This window comes from Dictyobacter vulcani, assembly GCF_008974265.1.
In the GTDB taxonomy this organism is placed as follows: Bacteria; Chloroflexota; Ktedonobacteria; order Ktedonobacterales; family Ktedonobacteraceae; genus Dictyobacter; species Dictyobacter vulcani.
Window position 1 is genome coordinate 3641340 of record NZ_BKZW01000001.1, and the last position, 16919, is coordinate 3658258.

Sequence of the window (16919 nt, forward strand, 5' to 3'; positions counted from 1 at the left end):
AGATATTTTATCCCCTCATGTGCCCTCTTCTCCATCGGAGAAAACCGCTTGTGATTCTGGTGCAGAAACCTCTGGTGAAGACAACACGACTCCTGCAATGGTTGCCAAAACGTCTAAAATCGCGAGTTGTTTCGCTCGCTCTTTTTTTTCGGCGGTATATAGTGCGGAGGTATAAGTCTGTTCCAAATAGTCAAGAGAGACACGCGCCTGATAATATCCAGGAGAGGTAAAAGGCTGTTCGTATCTCCGCATAAACCACTTCCCTTGCTGTTGCCCAGTATTAAAAACCATTGATGCATAGGCCGGTTTTTTCTGAAGGATGGAAAATACTGCTTGCTTGATCTGTTGCCATTCTTGTGCACTATTAGGGAAGCGGAAAATGAGTGTGTATAAGTCATTCTCTTTCAGAAGCTGCTGTTTCAGTCTCCTGAGAATTTCTTGCTCAATTTCAGGGGTGAGGCTTTGCTCTTCCGCGGCTTTGCGTATCACCGTATGGAAGTGTTTTTGGTCAAGAGAGACAAGGGGTACTTTTTCTAATGCTGTCTGTAATATACCGTCATATTCACCGCGAAAATGCCATCTCTTCTCTGCCTTGATACCCCTTTCTTTTGCGTTGAAAGTGAGGGCCAGGTCTTCTAATTCGCTTGTTGTATAAGGAGAAGGTTCTCCTCGTAATTGGGCAAGGAGGATACGCTGGTTAACCAGATCTGGATAACTGCGAAGGGGAAAGAGCGCATGAATATAGGCCGATACATTCAGACCTCCATGACCCGAAATATTTGGACTATAGGTCGCTTTTCTTTGAGGATCAACTACTACATGATTTCTATAGAGGGCGGGAAGAGCTCTTACGGCGAGAGTGGAAGCGATGACCTGATTTGCCAGTATGATAAACTCTTGTTCCATGAGGTATGTTACAAAACGTTTTTCAGCATCAAGAAGAATACGCACACCATCCTCGGTTGTTACCCACCCATTTTCCAGGTCGTAAGAGGTTATGGCTCCATGTTCAAGTCGTATAGACCACAAATTCACTGCTGCGAGATAGGCGTCTTGAAACTGCGAAGAGAATGGCGCGGTTGGATCATCGCTTTCTTTTTGCGCTTCCTCGTAAGTAAACCTTTTGCGACTGCAGACAACAGTCTTCTCAAAGGATGGCTCTCCAACGTGATAAGAGCTATCAAGGGAAGAGTAAGGGTAAGTGTAGGACAAGGATGTGTTTCCAGCAGGCTCAGACTTCCTTCTGCAAGGGAGTCAGGAAATAGAGGCACAAAAACTTTTTCAGGGGTGTAATGCGCAAAAATTCTGCGTCTGGCTTCGTGGTCAAGCGCAGGGGTAGTGAGACTGTTTATAAACGAGGCGACATCTACCATGCTGATGAAAAGAGTCAGTCCTCCTTCAGCCGTTCTTTCTGACCAAAAAGCAATATCACAGATGCTGGTAGAAGGACTATTGATCGTGATCCCTTTGACTTCAGGACGTTCAAGAATCATGGTGGCAATGTGATCTTGTACAAGGTGACTCTCTCTAATGGCATCCTCTGAAAATGGCTGTGAGACTCTTTCTTCTTGGTCTGGCATATACCCGACTCCCGTTCTCTCTCTGATACCAACAATACACGCCTAAATCCTCTTTTCTAGCCAGGGTATCGGTTTTTTCTAGAAAATACAAGGAATAAAGGCTTTCAAACGTGTTCATTTTCTTCGAATGCTGATTGCCCTAAATAGTGATTATTCGAGGTTCTTCCATTCCTTTTTTTGTTTCTAGGTCGTCTTGATGAGTGTTTTCAGACAATGCTATTGATTGCTCTGTTACCTTTTGTGCTGCTGTAGGTAGGCTTTTTAAGCCGCTCATTAAAAATGAGGGGTAGAGAATGCGTGGTAAATCTTCTATATGGAACCATTTGAAAATTATAGGAATTGACCCTTCGTAAGCGGTTATTTGTCTATCCAATAAAGGTAGAGGCTCTACAGGTACTACCAGGTAGATCAACGCTAGTTCGTGATGTTTTCTTTGCTTGTTGTCTGCAAAAAATTGTTCGACTATCCAGAGAAGCCGATGAATACGGATCTCGATTGATAGCTCTTCCCGCATCTCTCTTTGCAAAGCCGTTTCGCTTGGTTCTAAAAGCTCTACTCCTCCTCCTGGTAACGTCCAGTAGTCACCATTGGGTTCTCCCTGTAGCAGAACATGCTCCAGAAGGAGTATAACTGCCGCAACACGGCAGCCAAAGCGAATGTTGTTTTCTGATATAAATCTTGTCATTGTTTGTGGTCTACCCTCCTCATCGAGGAAAATGTTACGGGTTACAGATTATTTTAGAAGAAATCATGAGTAAGAATAATGTAAATGAGTATCTATGTCAATACTGGCATGCTTCAGTCCAATCGCAGTTAGATTCCTGTGTTACCCATTTACTTTCCTTGATTATACTCTTGATTACGACAATATGCAGAATCGTCCAATTCAAGGGACGGCTGATTGGCAACGATATCAGGTGGTTTTGGATGTACCAGGAGAAAGTCTAGACATTGCATTTGGTCTCTTACTGCAAGGCAAGGGACAGGTGTGGCTACAAGATGCTTCGATCATTGAAGTAGGAAATGAGATAGACGTGACATCTCTTAAAGAAACTAATAACTTCGAATCGTAACTACTCATGTCCTGATAGCAGGTAGTACATACGCGTCATGATAATGCCCAACCTCTCTAGTGCAAAGGATCTTGTTCGCTGGTGCTCAATCGGTCTAAATATTCCTCTACAGTCGTTGTCTTATTGACAGCCATCTTTTCTAAGATGTATCCATGGTATTTGACCGCAGCCTCTTTAGAGCCTAGTCCAGGATTGTGTATGTTCCATGTCTTTTCGATCCGACCAAAGATATTCCGTTGGATCTGTACACCGCCTTGATCATCATGAAAGCGGAACGTATACATACTGATGCGCTCTACTCCTTCTGGTGACTCACTTGCCAGACCATGGCTCATCTTGTAACAGGTAAAGATGTTGGTGTTTACCCAATTGCCACCAGAGTTCATAAGAGCACGCTTTCTTTGCACAATTCAATCGTAAAGTCACTCAACAGATAATGAGTGTGTGCGATCTGGTTAAAAGCATCTACAAGCTTTAGAGCTATTGGTTCAGGGATGGCTATCCCAACAAAGAGGCAGTCAATAAAGCCAGGATTAATCAGTGTCTTAAAATACAAATCTTGCTTTGTTATATTCATGGCGACACACATTGAATAGAATCTCAACTTGCTTGGCTTGCCAACGTTTGTGCTCATATAATGCTACCTTTGTTATCCATGATGTCCAACGGAACCAACTGAATGTCTTAGAGAACCTGGCTCCGTATATGCTATGCCGCCGAACGTCACCAGGAAGAGCGCTATGCAGAATGAACTTGACTATCACCTTCATAAGATGGCAAAATTGTAGATGAGGATTATTGTTCAATTCAGCGTTCATATACAAGATAGCATGGTGATGATAAATAAAAACGTCAAATAATGGATAGATATTATAAAGTGGTCGTTTTTTATCAAACCTAATCCCAAAGTCTGCACAAGGTAGCAAAATATTGTATAAAGAGAGATACGTGAGGAGTGGTGCAATTGCTTAAGCTATCCAATGAAACAAAGCAATTTATGCTCGATGATGGGACAGTGGACTATGGATCGTTAATGCGCTATTGGCGTAAGCATGTGATGCAATGGAAAAGTGCTCAAATTCTTGCAGATGTGTATAATGAAATACTGATTGATGAAGAACCTCTGACAGTAAGAGCAATACAAAGAATGGAGCAGCATAATAGAGTGCCTATGGACGAAAAAAGACGTAGATTGCTTGCAACAATACTTAATATTCCTCCTGCCTATTTTGGTTTAACGCATCTCACTCCATACTCTTTGCCGATAAGCGAAATAAGCCTCTCGACTTTGCTGAACGCACCGATAGACATCAATGAGTACACAGCAAGGCTACAAGACCTTTGGATACATTGGACTGATTATGTAGTGGCAGATGTTTTAGTTGATGTATTAACCCGGATTCATTCTTTGCAAGAAACGCTGATCTATGGTACCTCAAGGCAAAGGAATTTCATTGCATTGCTCCTTTGTCAGTACCTCATCTTATATGGAAATATGAGAAGGGATCAGGGTTATTCCGATTCTGCAATTACCTTTTTAGACAAAGCCATAAAGTTAGCGAATGAGAGAGAATATCAAGAACTAGGGGCAAAAGCATTTTATTTGAAGGGATATGCTCATTTCGATAAATGGGGTATACAGGATGACAAGCTCAAAGATCGCAAACAACTTCAGCTTGCTACCAATTCGTTTCAATCTGCTTTAATGTTAGCCAGAAAGAGTCAGAAAAAAGAGGCGTTCAACGGGCCATTAAATAGCGCTATTGTGGCGGAATTAGGACTTGTTGGGGCGTATAGCGCGCAATCTGAAAAAGATAAGACGAAAGCCCTGAATACGATTGACGAAGCCAGCACTATTATTCAACAACCTAATTTTCATCGTGATAAGCAGTTTATGTATATCAATGATGAGTGGTATCATATCGATAAAGCAGAGGCTTACGTAGCACTTCAATGGGGGTATGAAGCGATACACCAATTGGACAACGTTGAACGAAGTAATCCCCAGACAAGGCGACGATATGTATACACCGATATCGTAGAGGCTGATGCATACCTCACGAAAGGACAGATAGAAATGTCTGTTGCTTCCGCAGAAAATGCGTTGGATTTTCTAGAAGATATTCAATCGTTTCTTTTTGTTACGCGCGTATCTAACATCTACAATACGCTTCGACAAGATAAAACATATGCTACTAGCCCTGATGTTGCTCGCTTAGGTGGAAAACTTCTCAAAGTTCAGCATGCTTATTTGTTTTAAAACAATGAAATATCTCTCAAGGTTGCCTTCCAATCTTTCTAAAGGGAATAGGAGGCTTTTATTATGAATGAAGAGGAACGAATCATGGATAGAGAGTGTATCGAGGTTCACACAACCATAGACACAAGAGAGGGTGAACAAAAGATTGCTGAGTCGCTTGTTGGAAGCCACCTGGCTGCATGTGTGCAGGTATCAGGCCCCATTACTAGCACGTATTGGTGGAAAGGCCAGATAGAAACAGCGCAAGAGTGGACATGTACAGCAAAGACAAGAAAAGATTTGTATAGCGCTGTTGAACAGGCTATTCGTGTCGCCCATAGTTATGAAGAACCTGAAATTGTTGCACACCTTATTGTGGCAGGAAGCAAAGGCTACCTTGATTGGATTGTAAAAGAAACGACAGCAGAATAAACGTGGCAACCTGTATCTCCTCCCGTTTATAAAGCCATCCTTGGTGCGCTCTCCGCACGTGATGAGACCGCTGATATCTGTCGTGACAAAAAAAGAAGCTCCAAAGCAGATCCAGATTTGAGGGATACTGAGAATGTTCCCCAGCCAGAAAGTGGGATGGAGGGAACACGCGAATATGCCTTTGACGGCTACTCTATGAAACTCGGCAAAAGTATTATTGAGTAGCCTTCACAACGATGCCCATTGAACTTCATCGCAATGCCCATTTCTTCAGGGCTATTTAGACTATTCTTTTTATAAAGCTGTTGTGTGTTTGCAACATGTGAGAAAGGATAGTGCTAGTGTGATTTATTTTCACCCTCCCCAGAAAACATCGTATGGTGTCACCTTGAAAGATGGATCTGCTGATACGTCCAGGCGACATACGTTCTTATTTGGTGTTTTCAAGCGAGCATTACGATTATGTGGATGGTGGATGGGCTCTCTTTTATGTCTGTGTGGCTTGCTTTTGGGTATATGGATCCTGCCACATATCGGTGAACTGCATGATTCAGTTGCCATCCCTGGACGTGGCCGTGCAGGTGTGGTAGAGAGCAATACTCCCCTGCTTAATCAGAAAATCTGTGGTCATCCAACTGTCGTATTTCAGCAACTTGGGTTTTCGAGCAAGGATGTCCCAACCACGGCGCTTCTTGCGCAACTGCCACTCCCACAGACGCATGCTGTTCAACAGGCTGGGGATATGAGTTATGATCCCCAAACGGATACTTTCTGTACGATTGGTTGGCGAGGTATTTATACCCGGTATATACAGCAATCTTCATTGCCTCCCGGCTCAGTTGAGACCGGAAATGGGACGGTGCCAGCTTCAACCAGTACGAGTTGGGTGCAGGATATTCTCAATGGATTATTCTCCTCGTTTGCCCATTCGTTTGCAGATTTTCTTCAAGGACTTCTGAGCTGGGCAAAGACTTTTGGCTTTATGTTTATTACGCCGGATGGGCTGACATATACTCAGCCTGTGGTCATCCATCTTCATGCCTGGATGGTTGGGGTGATGGATAGCCTCCTTGTGCTCGCGCTGATCCTTGGTGGCTATAAAGTGATGCTTGGTCAGCATGATGTCTTACGTGAGTTTGCTCCAGGTTTCCTCTTTGCTGCGATTAGCGGAACATTTAGCTTATTTTTCATCACGCAGGCTATTCAACTGCAAAATGCGCTGTGTGTCAGTTTACTTGGGGTTCTTGCCAGTGCGGGGGTCGGTGACCTTTCCTTACCATTAGGTGTTATCAACTGGGCGACTGCGCCTGCGTATGAAGTACTGACCTATCTGATTGATCTCTTGATGTGTGTGTGTTTGAGCATTCAGATGCTGGTCCGTATCGGTTTACTTGATTTCCTGATCGTGTTGGCGCCTCTCGGTCTATTGTGTTTTCGGCGTCTATGGATACATGCGTTTCTCTCTACCTTGTTGTTGCAATTCTTTCAGACGGTGTGTATTGGGTTGGGAAGTACACTCATTGCCAGCTTTGGACATGCTAGCTACAGCGTAATTTCGATGCTGGTTGGTATTGCGACCTTATATATTGCGTTCAAATTGCCGGGGATGATGTTGTCCAATGTCGTGCGTCACAGTGTTGGTGAAGTCCATCGTGATGCTGGACGAGCCATACAGACCGTTGCAGAGTTTGCAGTCTTCAAGGCGGCTTAGAAAAGGAAACGTACATGTTCCGGCTGGTAGGTCTGGTACTGACCAGTCTCCTTGGCGTCATGAGCCTGCTTGTCCTTGTTGTGGTTATTCTTCTCGCACCATTTGGGGCTGTGTTAACGAATCCTGTTGTAGGGTTTGGTGGCGGGAACCTGCCGTATGTATCCAGGTCTGGGGTTAGCGGAACGGAGATTGCGGCAGGCGCACAATTGCTTGCCGATCATGTCTATGGTCCCTGGGCCAATGAGTATGATACCGTCAATGACCCCTTCATGCGCTCGGTCGCGCAATTTTGGATTGACTCGTGTGGCTCCAATGGGGTGATCTGTTCGGTCGCTCAGAGTGGAAATCTCCAATGTGTCGAGTTTGTGACGGGAGCTCTGTTCTTGAGTGGTGTGCGTTTACCCTATGTTGATGATGCGATCAAATTCTGGCCGGCTTACGCCTCCCAATCTGGTTGGAAGCGTGTGTCTGTCGCGCAAAGTTATCCGCAGCCAGGAGATATGGTGATCTGGCAAGGTGGGGAGTTCGGTCATATCGCCATTGTTATCAATGTGAGTCTGCCAAGCAGACAACATGATGGGCTGGTGACCGTGGCACAAGGCAATGGGATGGGCAATCGCTGGGATGCTTCCCATCAAAGCAGTCCAGGTAACTGGTATAGCATGCCGTTGCATGCGAATGGAACGCTCGATACCTGGAATGGATATCGCGTATTAGGCTACATTCGACAAGACTCTAAATAAACCCCGAATTTTTTGTGGCTCTTTTTTGAAAGGATAAGATTATGATTTCTCTCGTTCCCTTTGCGTCTCTCTCAATGTTTGTCTTTTTGTCTGTCTTCCCTTTGGCCGATATTGGAACGGCAATTAGTGGTGTTGCTAATCTATTGGCTGGCTATCTGGGTGATGTGCTCATATTTGTGTTCGTGATCGCAGGCTATTTGTATATGACTTCGATTGGTGATGCCCAAAATGGGGTGCATGCCAAACGAGCCATTGGGGCAGCTGTTGCCGGTGGAATCCTGGTCGCTATCGCCGTCAAATTTGGTCCTACGTTGGCGGGTTTGTTTAAAAACTAATGAAAGGATGTGTTGATGGCAATCCCACCATCGGATGCACGCGACCCTGCACGATATCAAATCCCGACGCATCTCAATGTGCCAGATAGAATTGCGATCCCGCTACTTGGGATCACCTTTCATGTCACTGTCCGCCAGGGGCTGATCTTTTTAGTTGGATGGAGCACGGCTTTTCAGCTTTGGGGACATCTAGAAGGGCTGAGCAGTGCCGGGAGCGCTGGATATGTCACCCGCTTGTTCGTTGTTGCGTTTCTGGTGCTGGCAACCTTTGTTGTTGCCACACTTCAAGTCGGGGGACGGTACCTGGAAGTCTGGACAGTATTACTGTTGCGCTATCATCGGCATCCGAGAGTCTCGCTGTGGCAACCTGTGGCGCTGGAAAACAGCATTCAGAGCTCCTATTTTGACAAGAAACATCAGACGCAATATCACGAAGAGGAAGGAAGCGCATGGTTTTAAAGAATACCGTGGCGGCGCGGGCTGCTCGTCACGAAAAGGCATTGATACATACGCCAAAAAAAGGGAGTGTACAGGAGCGGTTTGTGGATGTGCGTACAATTCACGACCATATCCTCTGTCTGAGAACAAAAACTCCTGGATGTTTCGAGTATGCAACCATGTTGCAAATAGAAGGCATCAGTTACGATTTGAAAAGTGAAGAGGAACAACGGCAGATTAATGCATTATATCAAGGGTTTCTCTGTGCTTTGCCGTATCCTGTTCAGATCCTTTGGCGCGTATTACCGCTGAACCTGTCTGCTTATCTCGACCGATTCTCGTCGAAGGAGGGAGGACTTCAACAGGGCATTTGGGAACCTTTGCAGGAGTCGCATCGAAGGTTCCTGCAATACCTTGCTTCGCAGCGAACCTTATTAGATCGCAAGATCTATCTGATTATTCGGGTCAACCAAGCGGAGGATCAACCATCGCATGGATTGTTGTCGGGGAAGAAACGACAACACAGGCATGATGCAGCACTCTCTCTGGAACGAGCACGTCAGGAACTGGATCTGCGGGTAAGTGAGCTTATTCGTGTCTTTTCCAATATGCATGTGAGTGTACGCCAGCTCTCTGGAGAGCAAGAAGTTGCTCCCGTGTATTATTCCTGTCTCACTCCTCAACGAGCCGCCCTCTATCCTTTGTCCCAGGAACTGATCGAGGGCATTGATCGTCCAGTGCTGGCTCGATTGCCTCAAGAGAAAGTAATAAGCCAGAGGCAGAAGAACACAGAAGTACAGGAAAGGCAACAAGAAGTCTGCTCGACAGGTCCTCATGTGTCAGGCTTTGCACAACTTGCGGATCTGCTTGCTCCTGCTGCTGTCGTTGTCTCTCCTGATCTGATCAAGATTGAGGATGAATATGCCCGAACTATTGTGGTCTCGCATCTACCTCGCCTGGTTGCTCCTGGGTGGCTTAAGCCCCTGGCGGAACTAGATGAGCCGATGGAGGTGAGCTTTCATCTCCAGCCGCTCAATTCGGCCGTGGTGTTGCAACAGTTTCGACGACGACAAATGGAATATCAATCCTCGCGTTTGATGGCGCATAGGAAAGGTAATGAGGTGGATCCTAATCTCAAAGTTGCCGAGTCTGATGTCGATGTACTCATTGACCGGTTAGCCAGCGGTGAGGAACGGATGCTCGATCTTTCAATGCTGGTTGTGCTACGTGGGGCGAGTCGTCAGGAGTTGAACGAACGTACTGAGCGGATCCGCTCAGTCTTGCAGAATATGCTCTTGAAGGTACGGACGGCCCTCTTTGAGCAAGAACAAGGATTTCGTTCCTGCTTGCCCACTGCTCATAATGAGCTTGGGAAAGGAATATTGTTAGATAGCCGCAGCGCCTCAACTATGTTCCCATTTCTTTCCAATTCTCTCTTCCATCCTGATGGTATTCTTGAAGGCATCACACCTCAGGGGGATCCTGTGGTCCTGGATGCCTGGAGTCAGGAGATGGCTAATGCCAATCGAATCATTCTGGGACCTCCTGGCTGGGGTAAATCTCATCATGTCAAAACATCAATTGTGCGTATGGCTCTCAAATATGCACATGTTCAGCAGTACCATAAGGATGAGCAGGAGCCTCCTGTACAAAGATTTCAAGTGATTGTGATTGATCCTGAGCGCGAGTACGGTCGGCTTACGGCTGCGCTGGGTGGTCAGGTTATTCGTCTGGCTCCCGGGGCCAGACATCATATCAATCCTTTTGATCTTCCATATGTGAAAAGAGAGCAAGAACATCCAGGAGGAAATGAGCATGGAGATCGATTGGCTGATCATGTTCAGCGATTACATTCGCTGCTTGAGATCATGCTCGCCGATCGCACTCCTGATCATGTTGGAAAATTGACAGCCAATGAAAAAGGACTCCTCGATCGGGCCCTTTATGAGTGTTATCGCAAAGTTGGTATTACGACCGATAGCAAGACACATGAGCGGCCTGCACCCTTGATGCGGGATCTCTATGAAGTGTTGGATAGTGGGATCTGTGGTCCTGATCCTACCGCATTGACTGCACGTCTACGTCGCTATGTGCATGGTTCTCTGGCTGGTTTGTTTTCTGGCCCCTCCGATATTGCGCTGGAAAATGCGGTGATTGTCTTTGACATTCATGACATGGAGACAGAATTACGCCCGGTTGGTCTGTTTCTGGTCTCCAATTTTGTGTGGACGCAATCCTTTCAATCCAGTATTCCACGCCAGTTGATCGTCGATGAAGCCGCAACACTGTACCAATTTGAGAGTGGAGCACGCTTCCTGGAAGATCTCGTACGACGAGCGAGAAAACACTATCTTGGGGTGACAATCATCTCACAGCATCCAGCCATGTTTCGTGATAGCGCTATCCCAGCCAACTGTGCGACGCATGTATTGATGCGTCAGGACGCAACCTCTCTGGACCTGATCAGCACCATGTTTAAGTTATCCGATCGTGAGGTGCAATTACTCCGGCGCTTAGGAATTGGTGAGGCCTTATTGACGACCAGTGAGAAGCGGCTCCATGTGCGTTTTGAGACCAGTGAACTTGAACACATTCTGGCGACCACGAATCCTCAGGAAATTGCCAGTTGGAAGCATGATTCCCGCTATGCAGATGTGCAGCAGATTGTCCAGGGATTGCTGGCCTTTGATGGGGTGATAGATGCTCAAAAGAAGGATGAGAAGCTACACTCACGAGAGCATGATCATGAAAGGATGATCCCGTTACGCGTTTCTCGTCAGCCTAAGGACAAGTTACTGGAACCATCACCCTCTATGGCTTTGCCCACTGAGCACAAAGATAGTCCTCAGCAAGAAGAGGCATCGTTATGAACAATGCGATGCACATCTCCCCAGAGCAGACGTCGTCTGCTCTGGGGGTGACTGAGAGGCATGGCTATTCCATGTGCGTCATTCCACCCAGCCGTGGGCATGGGCAGGAGGTGGTGCAACTGACGGCTGCTATGCATAGCCTGGTTCTCAATGACCGACATCCGATTGCCCTGGAACTCGTAGGTACAGCAGAGCAGCGTCGTTTTGTGATTCGGGCTACCAGTCAGGAGGGCCTGGATCACGCCATCACGCAACTGCGTGCACGCTATCCTCTCGCATATTTTCGCAGCCTCCTGGCAGATGATGATCCTTTTGTTCTGCGTGCCGGTGAGACTATCTCGGCGATTGAACTCAAAGCAGGAGCAGCTGCCTATTTGCCTTTGCGATCCTGGACGGAGGATGAGCAGAGTTCTGATCATGCAATGGATCCTCTCCTCGGGGTCCTAGGTGCGCTGGATACATTACCCCCAGGAGTCCGTGTTATCTCGCAATTGGCCCTGGCTCCCGCTCCCATGAACTGGTCGCGGCGTCATCAACGCAAAGCGATCGAGCATGCATTAGAACCAGCGCGAGAAAAAGAACGGCATGTCCTCAGGGAGCAGCATCGGCCGATGGGAGAACGAGGACCCAGTCTCCCAATTTTGATGCTGGGTGCTCTGTTGCTTGTGGGAGTCATGACGTATAGCACCTGGAAAAACATGATGCCCATTTCATGGCAACAGGCCATAGCGGGTCTATTGCATGACATCATCACTCCACATCCTGGTGCCTCTAGTTTACCTGTGTCACTCTCGCTACCAGCGTTGATTGTCGCCAGTATTTTGGTTGCCCTCTTTATCGGCATTGATCAGCTCAGGAGGAGATATCAACGGCCACCTATTTATGATCAGGCACTTGTTGGACAGAAGACATCCCAAATGGCCTACCGAGTGCGCTTCCGTCTCTATGTTATTAGTGCGGATGACAGTTCGATTTCTTCTAGAAAAGAGAGGGATATTCAACAGAGCATCGAGCCGTTAAAAGAAGATAGAAGTAATCGTGCTGTATCTCAAGTGGGGCGTAGAATTCATATAGACATAATAAAGATTACGCATCTCTGCAAAATGTGCATGCAGCGCAATCGCCGCCACCATGTCCTGCTCGCTCGAATGGTCGCAGCCTATCGGCAATACCATCTGGCAGCCGGCAACTATTTTGTCCCCAGGCGTTTGTGGGGATTGCAGGCCAAAGGGTGTGTACAAGGACATCACGACCTCTTTCTGAGAGAATCAGGATGGTGGCGTGGTCTGAGATCCTCGCGGCACTTGATGAGTGTGGATACGCTCGCTTCACTTTGGCACTTACCTGCTCCTGAAACGTTATCTGAGCTTGCCAGCATGGAACAGACGGCGGTACGTACACTGCCATTACCTGTTGCACTCATTCATCAGCAGCAACAGGGCATTCCCATTGGACTCGCAGAACATGCTGGACATTGCCATGCAGTCACCATTCCGCAAGAAGTACTCAACAGCCATCTCTTTATTGGTGGCAAGTCTGGAGAAGGGAAAAGTACCTGTTTGGAATACCTGGCTCGTGAAGCCATGGAACAAGGTGGTCTGGTCGTTATTGATCCGCATGGTGACCTAGTAGATCATATCCTGGCTCTCGTGCCAGAACATCGGAGCCAGGATGTTGTGCTTGTGGATCTGTCCAACGATGACCATGTGATCGGTTTGAATCCGCTGGATGCCGCTCTGGGGCGGGGTCGTGATAAGGCCGTCTCTGATCTACTAAAGACCCTGGCGCATATCTGGGCCGCTTCCTGGGGATCTCGTATGGAAACAGCCTTTGCCTATGCTCTACGTACCCTCTTTGAGGTCAATCGTATCCATGTGGCCCAGGGGGAGCCACAGCGACAGTACACGTTGTTGGATGTTATGCTGGTCCTTACTGATGAGTCATTTTGTCATGCTTTGCTTGATCAGATAGAGGATCCGTTTATTTTACGCTGGTGGCATCTCTACTACGATCCGTTGAATGCACAGATGCAGCGTGATCGGAGTGATCCTGTCCTCTCCAAGGTCGCGAAATTTGAGAGCCTGATCGCACGCCGTATTGTGGGACAGGCCATCTCTACCATTAATTTTACCGAGTGTATTGAACAAGAAAAGATTGTACTCGTCAAACTGGCTAAAGGCGTGGTTGGTGAAGACGTGGCACGTTTACTCGGAGCAACGTTGCTGGGCCTTTTGCAGATTACTCTGGAGGAGCAAGGCAATCGTGTAGAGACACAGCGCAAGCGCCTTCGTATCATCATTGATGAATTCCAGACTCTCCAAGGTGTCGATTGGGGCGCACTGGCAGAACTACGCAAATATGGAGCAGCGTTTTATCTGGCCACACAATCTCTGGAATATCTGTCTGATATGGATGCCTCTCTTTTGCATGTTGTCCTGGCAAATGTCAAACAATATATTGTCTTTCATATGTCAGCTCAGGATGCGCTGACGATTCATAGCGAGCTGGGAGTAGAAGCTGAGGATATTGTGAATCTTGATCGCTATATGTGTTATGTCAAGCTTCTGTATCAGCAACATCGACAACCAACTTTTTCTATGAGACTTTTACCTCCTTCAGCTGGGGAAATACAACAGGCTGATTTGATCCGTTTAGCAAGTCAGAAGCACTATACGGTTCCAGCATATGTTGTGGACGCGCAATTACGAGAAGCTTTAGCTGCCGCACTTATGTTGATGCCAGCGTGGAATGAAGATGGTGAGCGAGCTGTCTCTATGGGAAAGATGGATACAAAACAATCAGATTCACTTGCCAGACAAGACAGAAAATATCGTGGGCGCAAGAGTGAGGATATGCGAGAAAAGGCCACCAGTCAACGAGGTAACCTTTCATCATCATCTTCTAAAGGAAAGCATATTAAAGATGAACCTTGAAGGCTAGTTGTCTGGATGCCACTCAACTTTCGTTGATTTGAGGCAGCGTGGTAGCTTATGAGAATATAATGAATGTGCTAGTAATAATACTCTCAGTTAGTGCATTGGGAGCAGCAATCTTTCTGTGGTACTGATTACTCTAATTCCTTTCTGTAAAATTGGACTGCATCTTCATATTCTTGTTCTTGGTCAGCAGGTGGCTCGCACTTCCGCAGGTATTTTTCCATGCGTAGTTTCTCCAGTACATTTTCACAAAAATAGCAGTAGAGTGAGTAGTTTGCCTTTATCCTTGCAGGTATCTCTTTCTGATGATGTTGAGCATTAGCGACCATTTTTTCTAAATGATCCTTTTCTTGAGGTCTTTTTTCTATTTGGCTTTGGAAGAACTTGGCAGCATGAGCCATACTAGTTACGTTATCATCAATCTTAGTAGTATCACCAAGACCAAAAAGCTCATTTAGCGTAAATGTAATAATCAAATACGTGAGTAAAAGGCCACTCATCATCCCTGTTTGTATTATTTGATGGCAACGTTGTTTAAATGCTGCATAGTCAACTCTGTCAATCTCAAGTTCAGCCATTGTTTCCTTGCCAGTGACTGCTTTTCGGTATCGTGGTTGGATCAGAAAGAGGTACGCCGTCCCAAACATTGCATCTCGCTTTTCTGGAGGTAGTTCATCTAAACAATCCAGAAAATATTTTAGCGTATTTATTGGCATGTCTTGAAGACACGCGATATGACTTGGATGTAGGAGCGCAAGGAAAGGGTAGTCACCTGAAAGTCGATATTTTTTTAGCAGGAGAGAGTGAGTAGCCGTCAATTTTTCTAGTTTGGGACGCTCCCAGATGACAATTTTGTAGGTGGGTTTGTTGTTTGCATTATATTTATCTATGTAGTCTTTGGTTGAATTGGAAAGAAAGTTAGATGCAATGATGAGAAGAGTATCGGGTCTTTCTGATGATGCCCATGCTAGTGCTCCTGTAAGTGCATCAACAGGCACGCCTTTTTGATAATGCTTACATTCAACAAACCATCTTTCGACATAAGGCTCGTCATCAATTCTGCGTTGGATTAACTGACATTCTAAATCTCGACCACTATCTGCTGGACTTGTTGCTAGACCTGTTCCTTTTCTCCAGTTAACAGAGCTAAATCCTAGAGCTACGAGCAAATCGTAACCAAACTGTTCAAATTCTGTGTCGTTTAAATGATTAAATGAGAATTGGTCCATGTGCACTCTCCAAAAGACTAGTATATAAATAACCTTTCCGAATACGAACAATTACAGGTAATAATTGCTAGATGATATTTTAAGGAGAAATCGTATTTGTTCACGAGGCCCCTGTCAAACTGTTCTTCTCAAAAAAGATAAATTTTTGAGAAGGAACGATGTTGATTTGATATTTCCTCATATGTGATTTTGAGCCATTTAGTAGTATTTAGTCAAACTTGTCTTTATTTAACAAGAATGATGGAGCAATTCGATATATCTGCTTTGTATGGTTTATATCCCAAAGTACGGTAATTTCCAAGATCTTGTTACATTATCTCCCGAAAATTGAATCTGAATTCTCCAATTCAGAAATGCATCAGCTTTCAGGGGACTTATACGCGTTAACAGAATTTTCGTGCTTTGGTTCGAACCATTCACAATAACTGATGGGGTTAGCTTATTTAGCTCATCTGGATAAAATATAAATGGCAAATCATGAATACTTTGTGCAATGTTTGCAATGGGTTCCCAAGGGGCTTCAATGCGGGGATTAGCAGGCAAACTTACATGATAATCTTGGGAAATAGCTTGTATTATTGCGTCTGCTAAATATTCGCCAATCATAAATAGATGTACAAAATGGTAGCGAAGATCTCGGTGAAATGAGATAGCATATTTGCCGCTGTGAATTTTCTGGTCAGGACCAACAGTACCTTGTTTATCAACACCTTCTAGGAAATAGCCAGCAATCCTTCTTTGCTTGTCGTGTTCATTTAGTGCATCATGCATCACAACAATTTGGAGTCGGCCATGTTCATGTTTTATTTTATTTACAATCGGAGCAAACGAGTCTCTATAAGTTTTGATGCCGTGCTTATAATTTCTAACTGTAGGATGCTTGACTGTTTCAAGCCATTTATCAGCAAATTGTATCTGTTTAGTTGTTTTAGATATAGAACATAGTGCTTTTAATATTTGATAGCCATCGTCTATGTGTGCCATACTTGCATCAAGTAGCTCTTTTTCTGCGCTTAAAAGCGGCCCAACATTAAAATCAGCATTATTGTTGGTAGTCCAGTCTACAGAGTATATCTTTGCATTTTCACGTAAAATATTTTCGAAAGCTTGTAAAACTCTATTTATTGAAATACTATAAATAGCTAATGGATGACGCAAATTGTGTTCAGTATGATGAAGCACTTTATCTGGAAGCACACATAGATAATTATAAACTCGTGGAAACAAATTACCGGCTTGGGATACGCTGTATGAAAATGCCATATTAAAAAATCTCCAGCTGCAAATATATACAAACCAATTTGTAACTGCGCAAATAAAATCTAACCCGGAG

At 45.4% G+C, this 16919-nt stretch carries 14 protein-coding genes and 1 pseudogene; 9 read left to right on the plus strand and 6 right to left on the minus strand.

Features of this window, described 5'->3' with window-relative positions; translation table 11 throughout:
- Window positions 1–15: 15 nt before the first annotated feature.
- The 3 genes and pseudogenes from KDW_RS33860 to KDW_RS15420 all read right to left on the minus strand — a co-directional run bounded on the left by KDW_RS33860 (window position 16) and on the right by KDW_RS15420 (window position 2265).
- Window positions 16–1212 (minus strand): RNB domain-containing ribonuclease, encoded by a 1197-nt coding sequence (locus tag KDW_RS33860; RefSeq protein ID WP_151756777.1) that lies wholly within the window; start codon window positions 1210–1212, stop codon window positions 16–18.
- Window positions 1200–1580: pseudogene (locus KDW_RS34955) on the minus strand (RNB domain-containing ribonuclease); the annotation flags it as partial. The pseudogene KDW_RS34955 and the gene KDW_RS33860, both read right to left, overlap by 13 nt.
- Window positions 1581–1719: 139 nt before the next feature.
- Window positions 1720–2265: an NUDIX hydrolase gene (locus tag KDW_RS15420; RefSeq protein ID WP_151756779.1), complete on the minus strand. Its 546-nt coding sequence runs from the start codon at window positions 2263–2265 to the stop codon at window positions 1720–1722.
- A gap of 94 nt (window positions 2266–2359) precedes the next feature.
- Between KDW_RS15420 and KDW_RS15425 the strand changes: the two genes are divergently transcribed.
- On the plus strand, window positions 2360–2653 hold the full coding sequence (locus KDW_RS15425; protein ID WP_151756780.1) for a hypothetical protein: 294 nt from the start codon (window positions 2360–2362) through the stop codon (window positions 2651–2653).
- Between the two features lie 56 nt (window positions 2654–2709).
- Here the strand turns inward: KDW_RS15425 and KDW_RS15430 are convergent, their stop codons facing one another.
- Window positions 2710–3039 carry a hypothetical protein gene (locus KDW_RS15430; protein WP_151756781.1) on the minus strand — a complete coding sequence of 110 codons (330 nt, stop codon included), beginning with the start codon at window positions 3037–3039 and terminating at the stop codon, window positions 2710–2712.
- Window positions 3040–3617: 578 nt separating this feature from the next.
- Here KDW_RS15430 and KDW_RS15435 point away from each other — a divergent pair.
- The 8 genes from KDW_RS15435 to KDW_RS15470 all read left to right on the plus strand — a co-directional run bounded on the left by KDW_RS15435 (window position 3618) and on the right by KDW_RS15470 (window position 14354).
- Complete coding sequence (locus tag KDW_RS15435; protein WP_162005266.1) at window positions 3618–4913, plus strand: hypothetical protein; 1296 nt, start codon at window positions 3618–3620, stop codon at window positions 4911–4913.
- 63 nt (window positions 4914–4976) lie between these two features.
- Complete coding sequence (gene cutA, locus KDW_RS15440; RefSeq protein WP_198925278.1) at window positions 4977–5324, plus strand: divalent-cation tolerance protein CutA; 348 nt, start codon at window positions 4977–4979, stop codon at window positions 5322–5324.
- A gap of 343 nt (window positions 5325–5667) precedes the next feature.
- Window positions 5668–7035, plus strand: a complete 1368-nt coding sequence (locus KDW_RS15445; protein WP_151756783.1) for a hypothetical protein — start codon at window positions 5668–5670, stop codon at window positions 7033–7035.
- A 14-nt stretch (window positions 7036–7049) separates the two neighbouring features.
- The gene (locus KDW_RS15450) at window positions 7050–7778 is read left to right on the plus strand and encodes a CHAP domain-containing protein (RefSeq protein WP_151756784.1); all 729 of its coding nucleotides are present in this window, start codon (window positions 7050–7052) and stop codon (window positions 7776–7778) included.
- Window positions 7779–7819: 41 nt separating this feature from the next.
- Entirely contained in the window at window positions 7820–8113 is a 294-nt protein-coding gene (locus KDW_RS15455) for a hypothetical protein (protein ID WP_151756785.1), read from the plus strand.
- 15 nt (window positions 8114–8128) lie between these two features.
- Window positions 8129–8572: a hypothetical protein gene (locus KDW_RS15460; protein WP_151756786.1), complete on the plus strand. Its 444-nt coding sequence runs from the start codon at window positions 8129–8131 to the stop codon at window positions 8570–8572.
- The gene (locus KDW_RS15465) at window positions 8563–11421 is read left to right on the plus strand and encodes a VirB4 family type IV secretion system protein (RefSeq protein ID WP_151756787.1); all 2859 of its coding nucleotides are present in this window, start codon (window positions 8563–8565) and stop codon (window positions 11419–11421) included. Before KDW_RS15460 ends, KDW_RS15465 begins: the two co-directional genes overlap by 10 nt.
- The gene (locus tag KDW_RS15470) at window positions 11418–14354 is read left to right on the plus strand and encodes a type IV secretion system DNA-binding domain-containing protein (protein ID WP_151756788.1); all 2937 of its coding nucleotides are present in this window, start codon (window positions 11418–11420) and stop codon (window positions 14352–14354) included. Before KDW_RS15465 ends, KDW_RS15470 begins: the two co-directional genes overlap by 4 nt.
- 134 nt (window positions 14355–14488) lie before the next feature.
- Here KDW_RS15470 and KDW_RS15475 read toward each other — a convergent pair whose 3' ends face one another.
- Together KDW_RS15475 and KDW_RS15480 are read right to left on the minus strand one after the other, a co-directional pair.
- Window positions 14489–15586 carry a restriction endonuclease gene (locus KDW_RS15475; RefSeq protein WP_151756789.1) on the minus strand — a complete coding sequence of 366 codons (1098 nt, stop codon included), beginning with the start codon at window positions 15584–15586 and terminating at the stop codon, window positions 14489–14491.
- A 273-nt stretch (window positions 15587–15859) separates the two neighbouring features.
- Complete coding sequence (locus tag KDW_RS15480; RefSeq protein ID WP_151756790.1) at window positions 15860–16849, minus strand: hypothetical protein; 990 nt, start codon at window positions 16847–16849, stop codon at window positions 15860–15862.
- Between the last annotated feature and the right edge of the window lie 70 nt (window positions 16850–16919).

Bases quoted from the DNA above. Each gene is read 5' to 3' on its own strand.
- KDW_RS15470 (WP_151756788.1), top strand. From the start codon at position 11,418: ATGAACAATGCGATGCACATCTCCCCAGAGCAGACGTCGTCTGCTCTG.
- KDW_RS15455 (WP_151756785.1), top strand. From the start codon at position 7,820: ATGATTTCTCTCGTTCCCTTTGCGTCTCTCTCAATGTTTGTCTTTTTG.
- KDW_RS15425 (WP_151756780.1), top strand. From the start codon at position 2,360: ATGTCAATACTGGCATGCTTCAGTCCAATCGCAGTTAGATTCCTGTGT.
- KDW_RS15475 (WP_151756789.1), bottom strand. From the start codon at position 15,586: ATGGACCAATTCTCATTTAATCATTTAAACGACACAGAATTTGAACAG.
- KDW_RS15480 (WP_151756790.1), bottom strand. From the start codon at position 16,849: ATGGCATTTTCATACAGCGTATCCCAAGCCGGTAATTTGTTTCCACGA.
- cutA (WP_198925278.1), top strand. From the start codon at position 4,977: ATGAATGAAGAGGAACGAATCATGGATAGAGAGTGTATCGAGGTTCAC.
- KDW_RS15430 (WP_151756781.1), bottom strand. From the start codon at position 3,039: ATGAACTCTGGTGGCAATTGGGTAAACACCAACATCTTTACCTGTTAC.
- KDW_RS15420 (WP_151756779.1), bottom strand. From the start codon at position 2,265: ATGACAAGATTTATATCAGAAAACAACATTCGCTTTGGCTGCCGTGTT.
- KDW_RS15450 (WP_151756784.1), top strand. From the start codon at position 7,050: ATGTTCCGGCTGGTAGGTCTGGTACTGACCAGTCTCCTTGGCGTCATG.
- KDW_RS15460 (WP_151756786.1), top strand. From the start codon at position 8,129: ATGGCAATCCCACCATCGGATGCACGCGACCCTGCACGATATCAAATC.
- KDW_RS15465 (WP_151756787.1), top strand. From the start codon at position 8,563: ATGGTTTTAAAGAATACCGTGGCGGCGCGGGCTGCTCGTCACGAAAAG.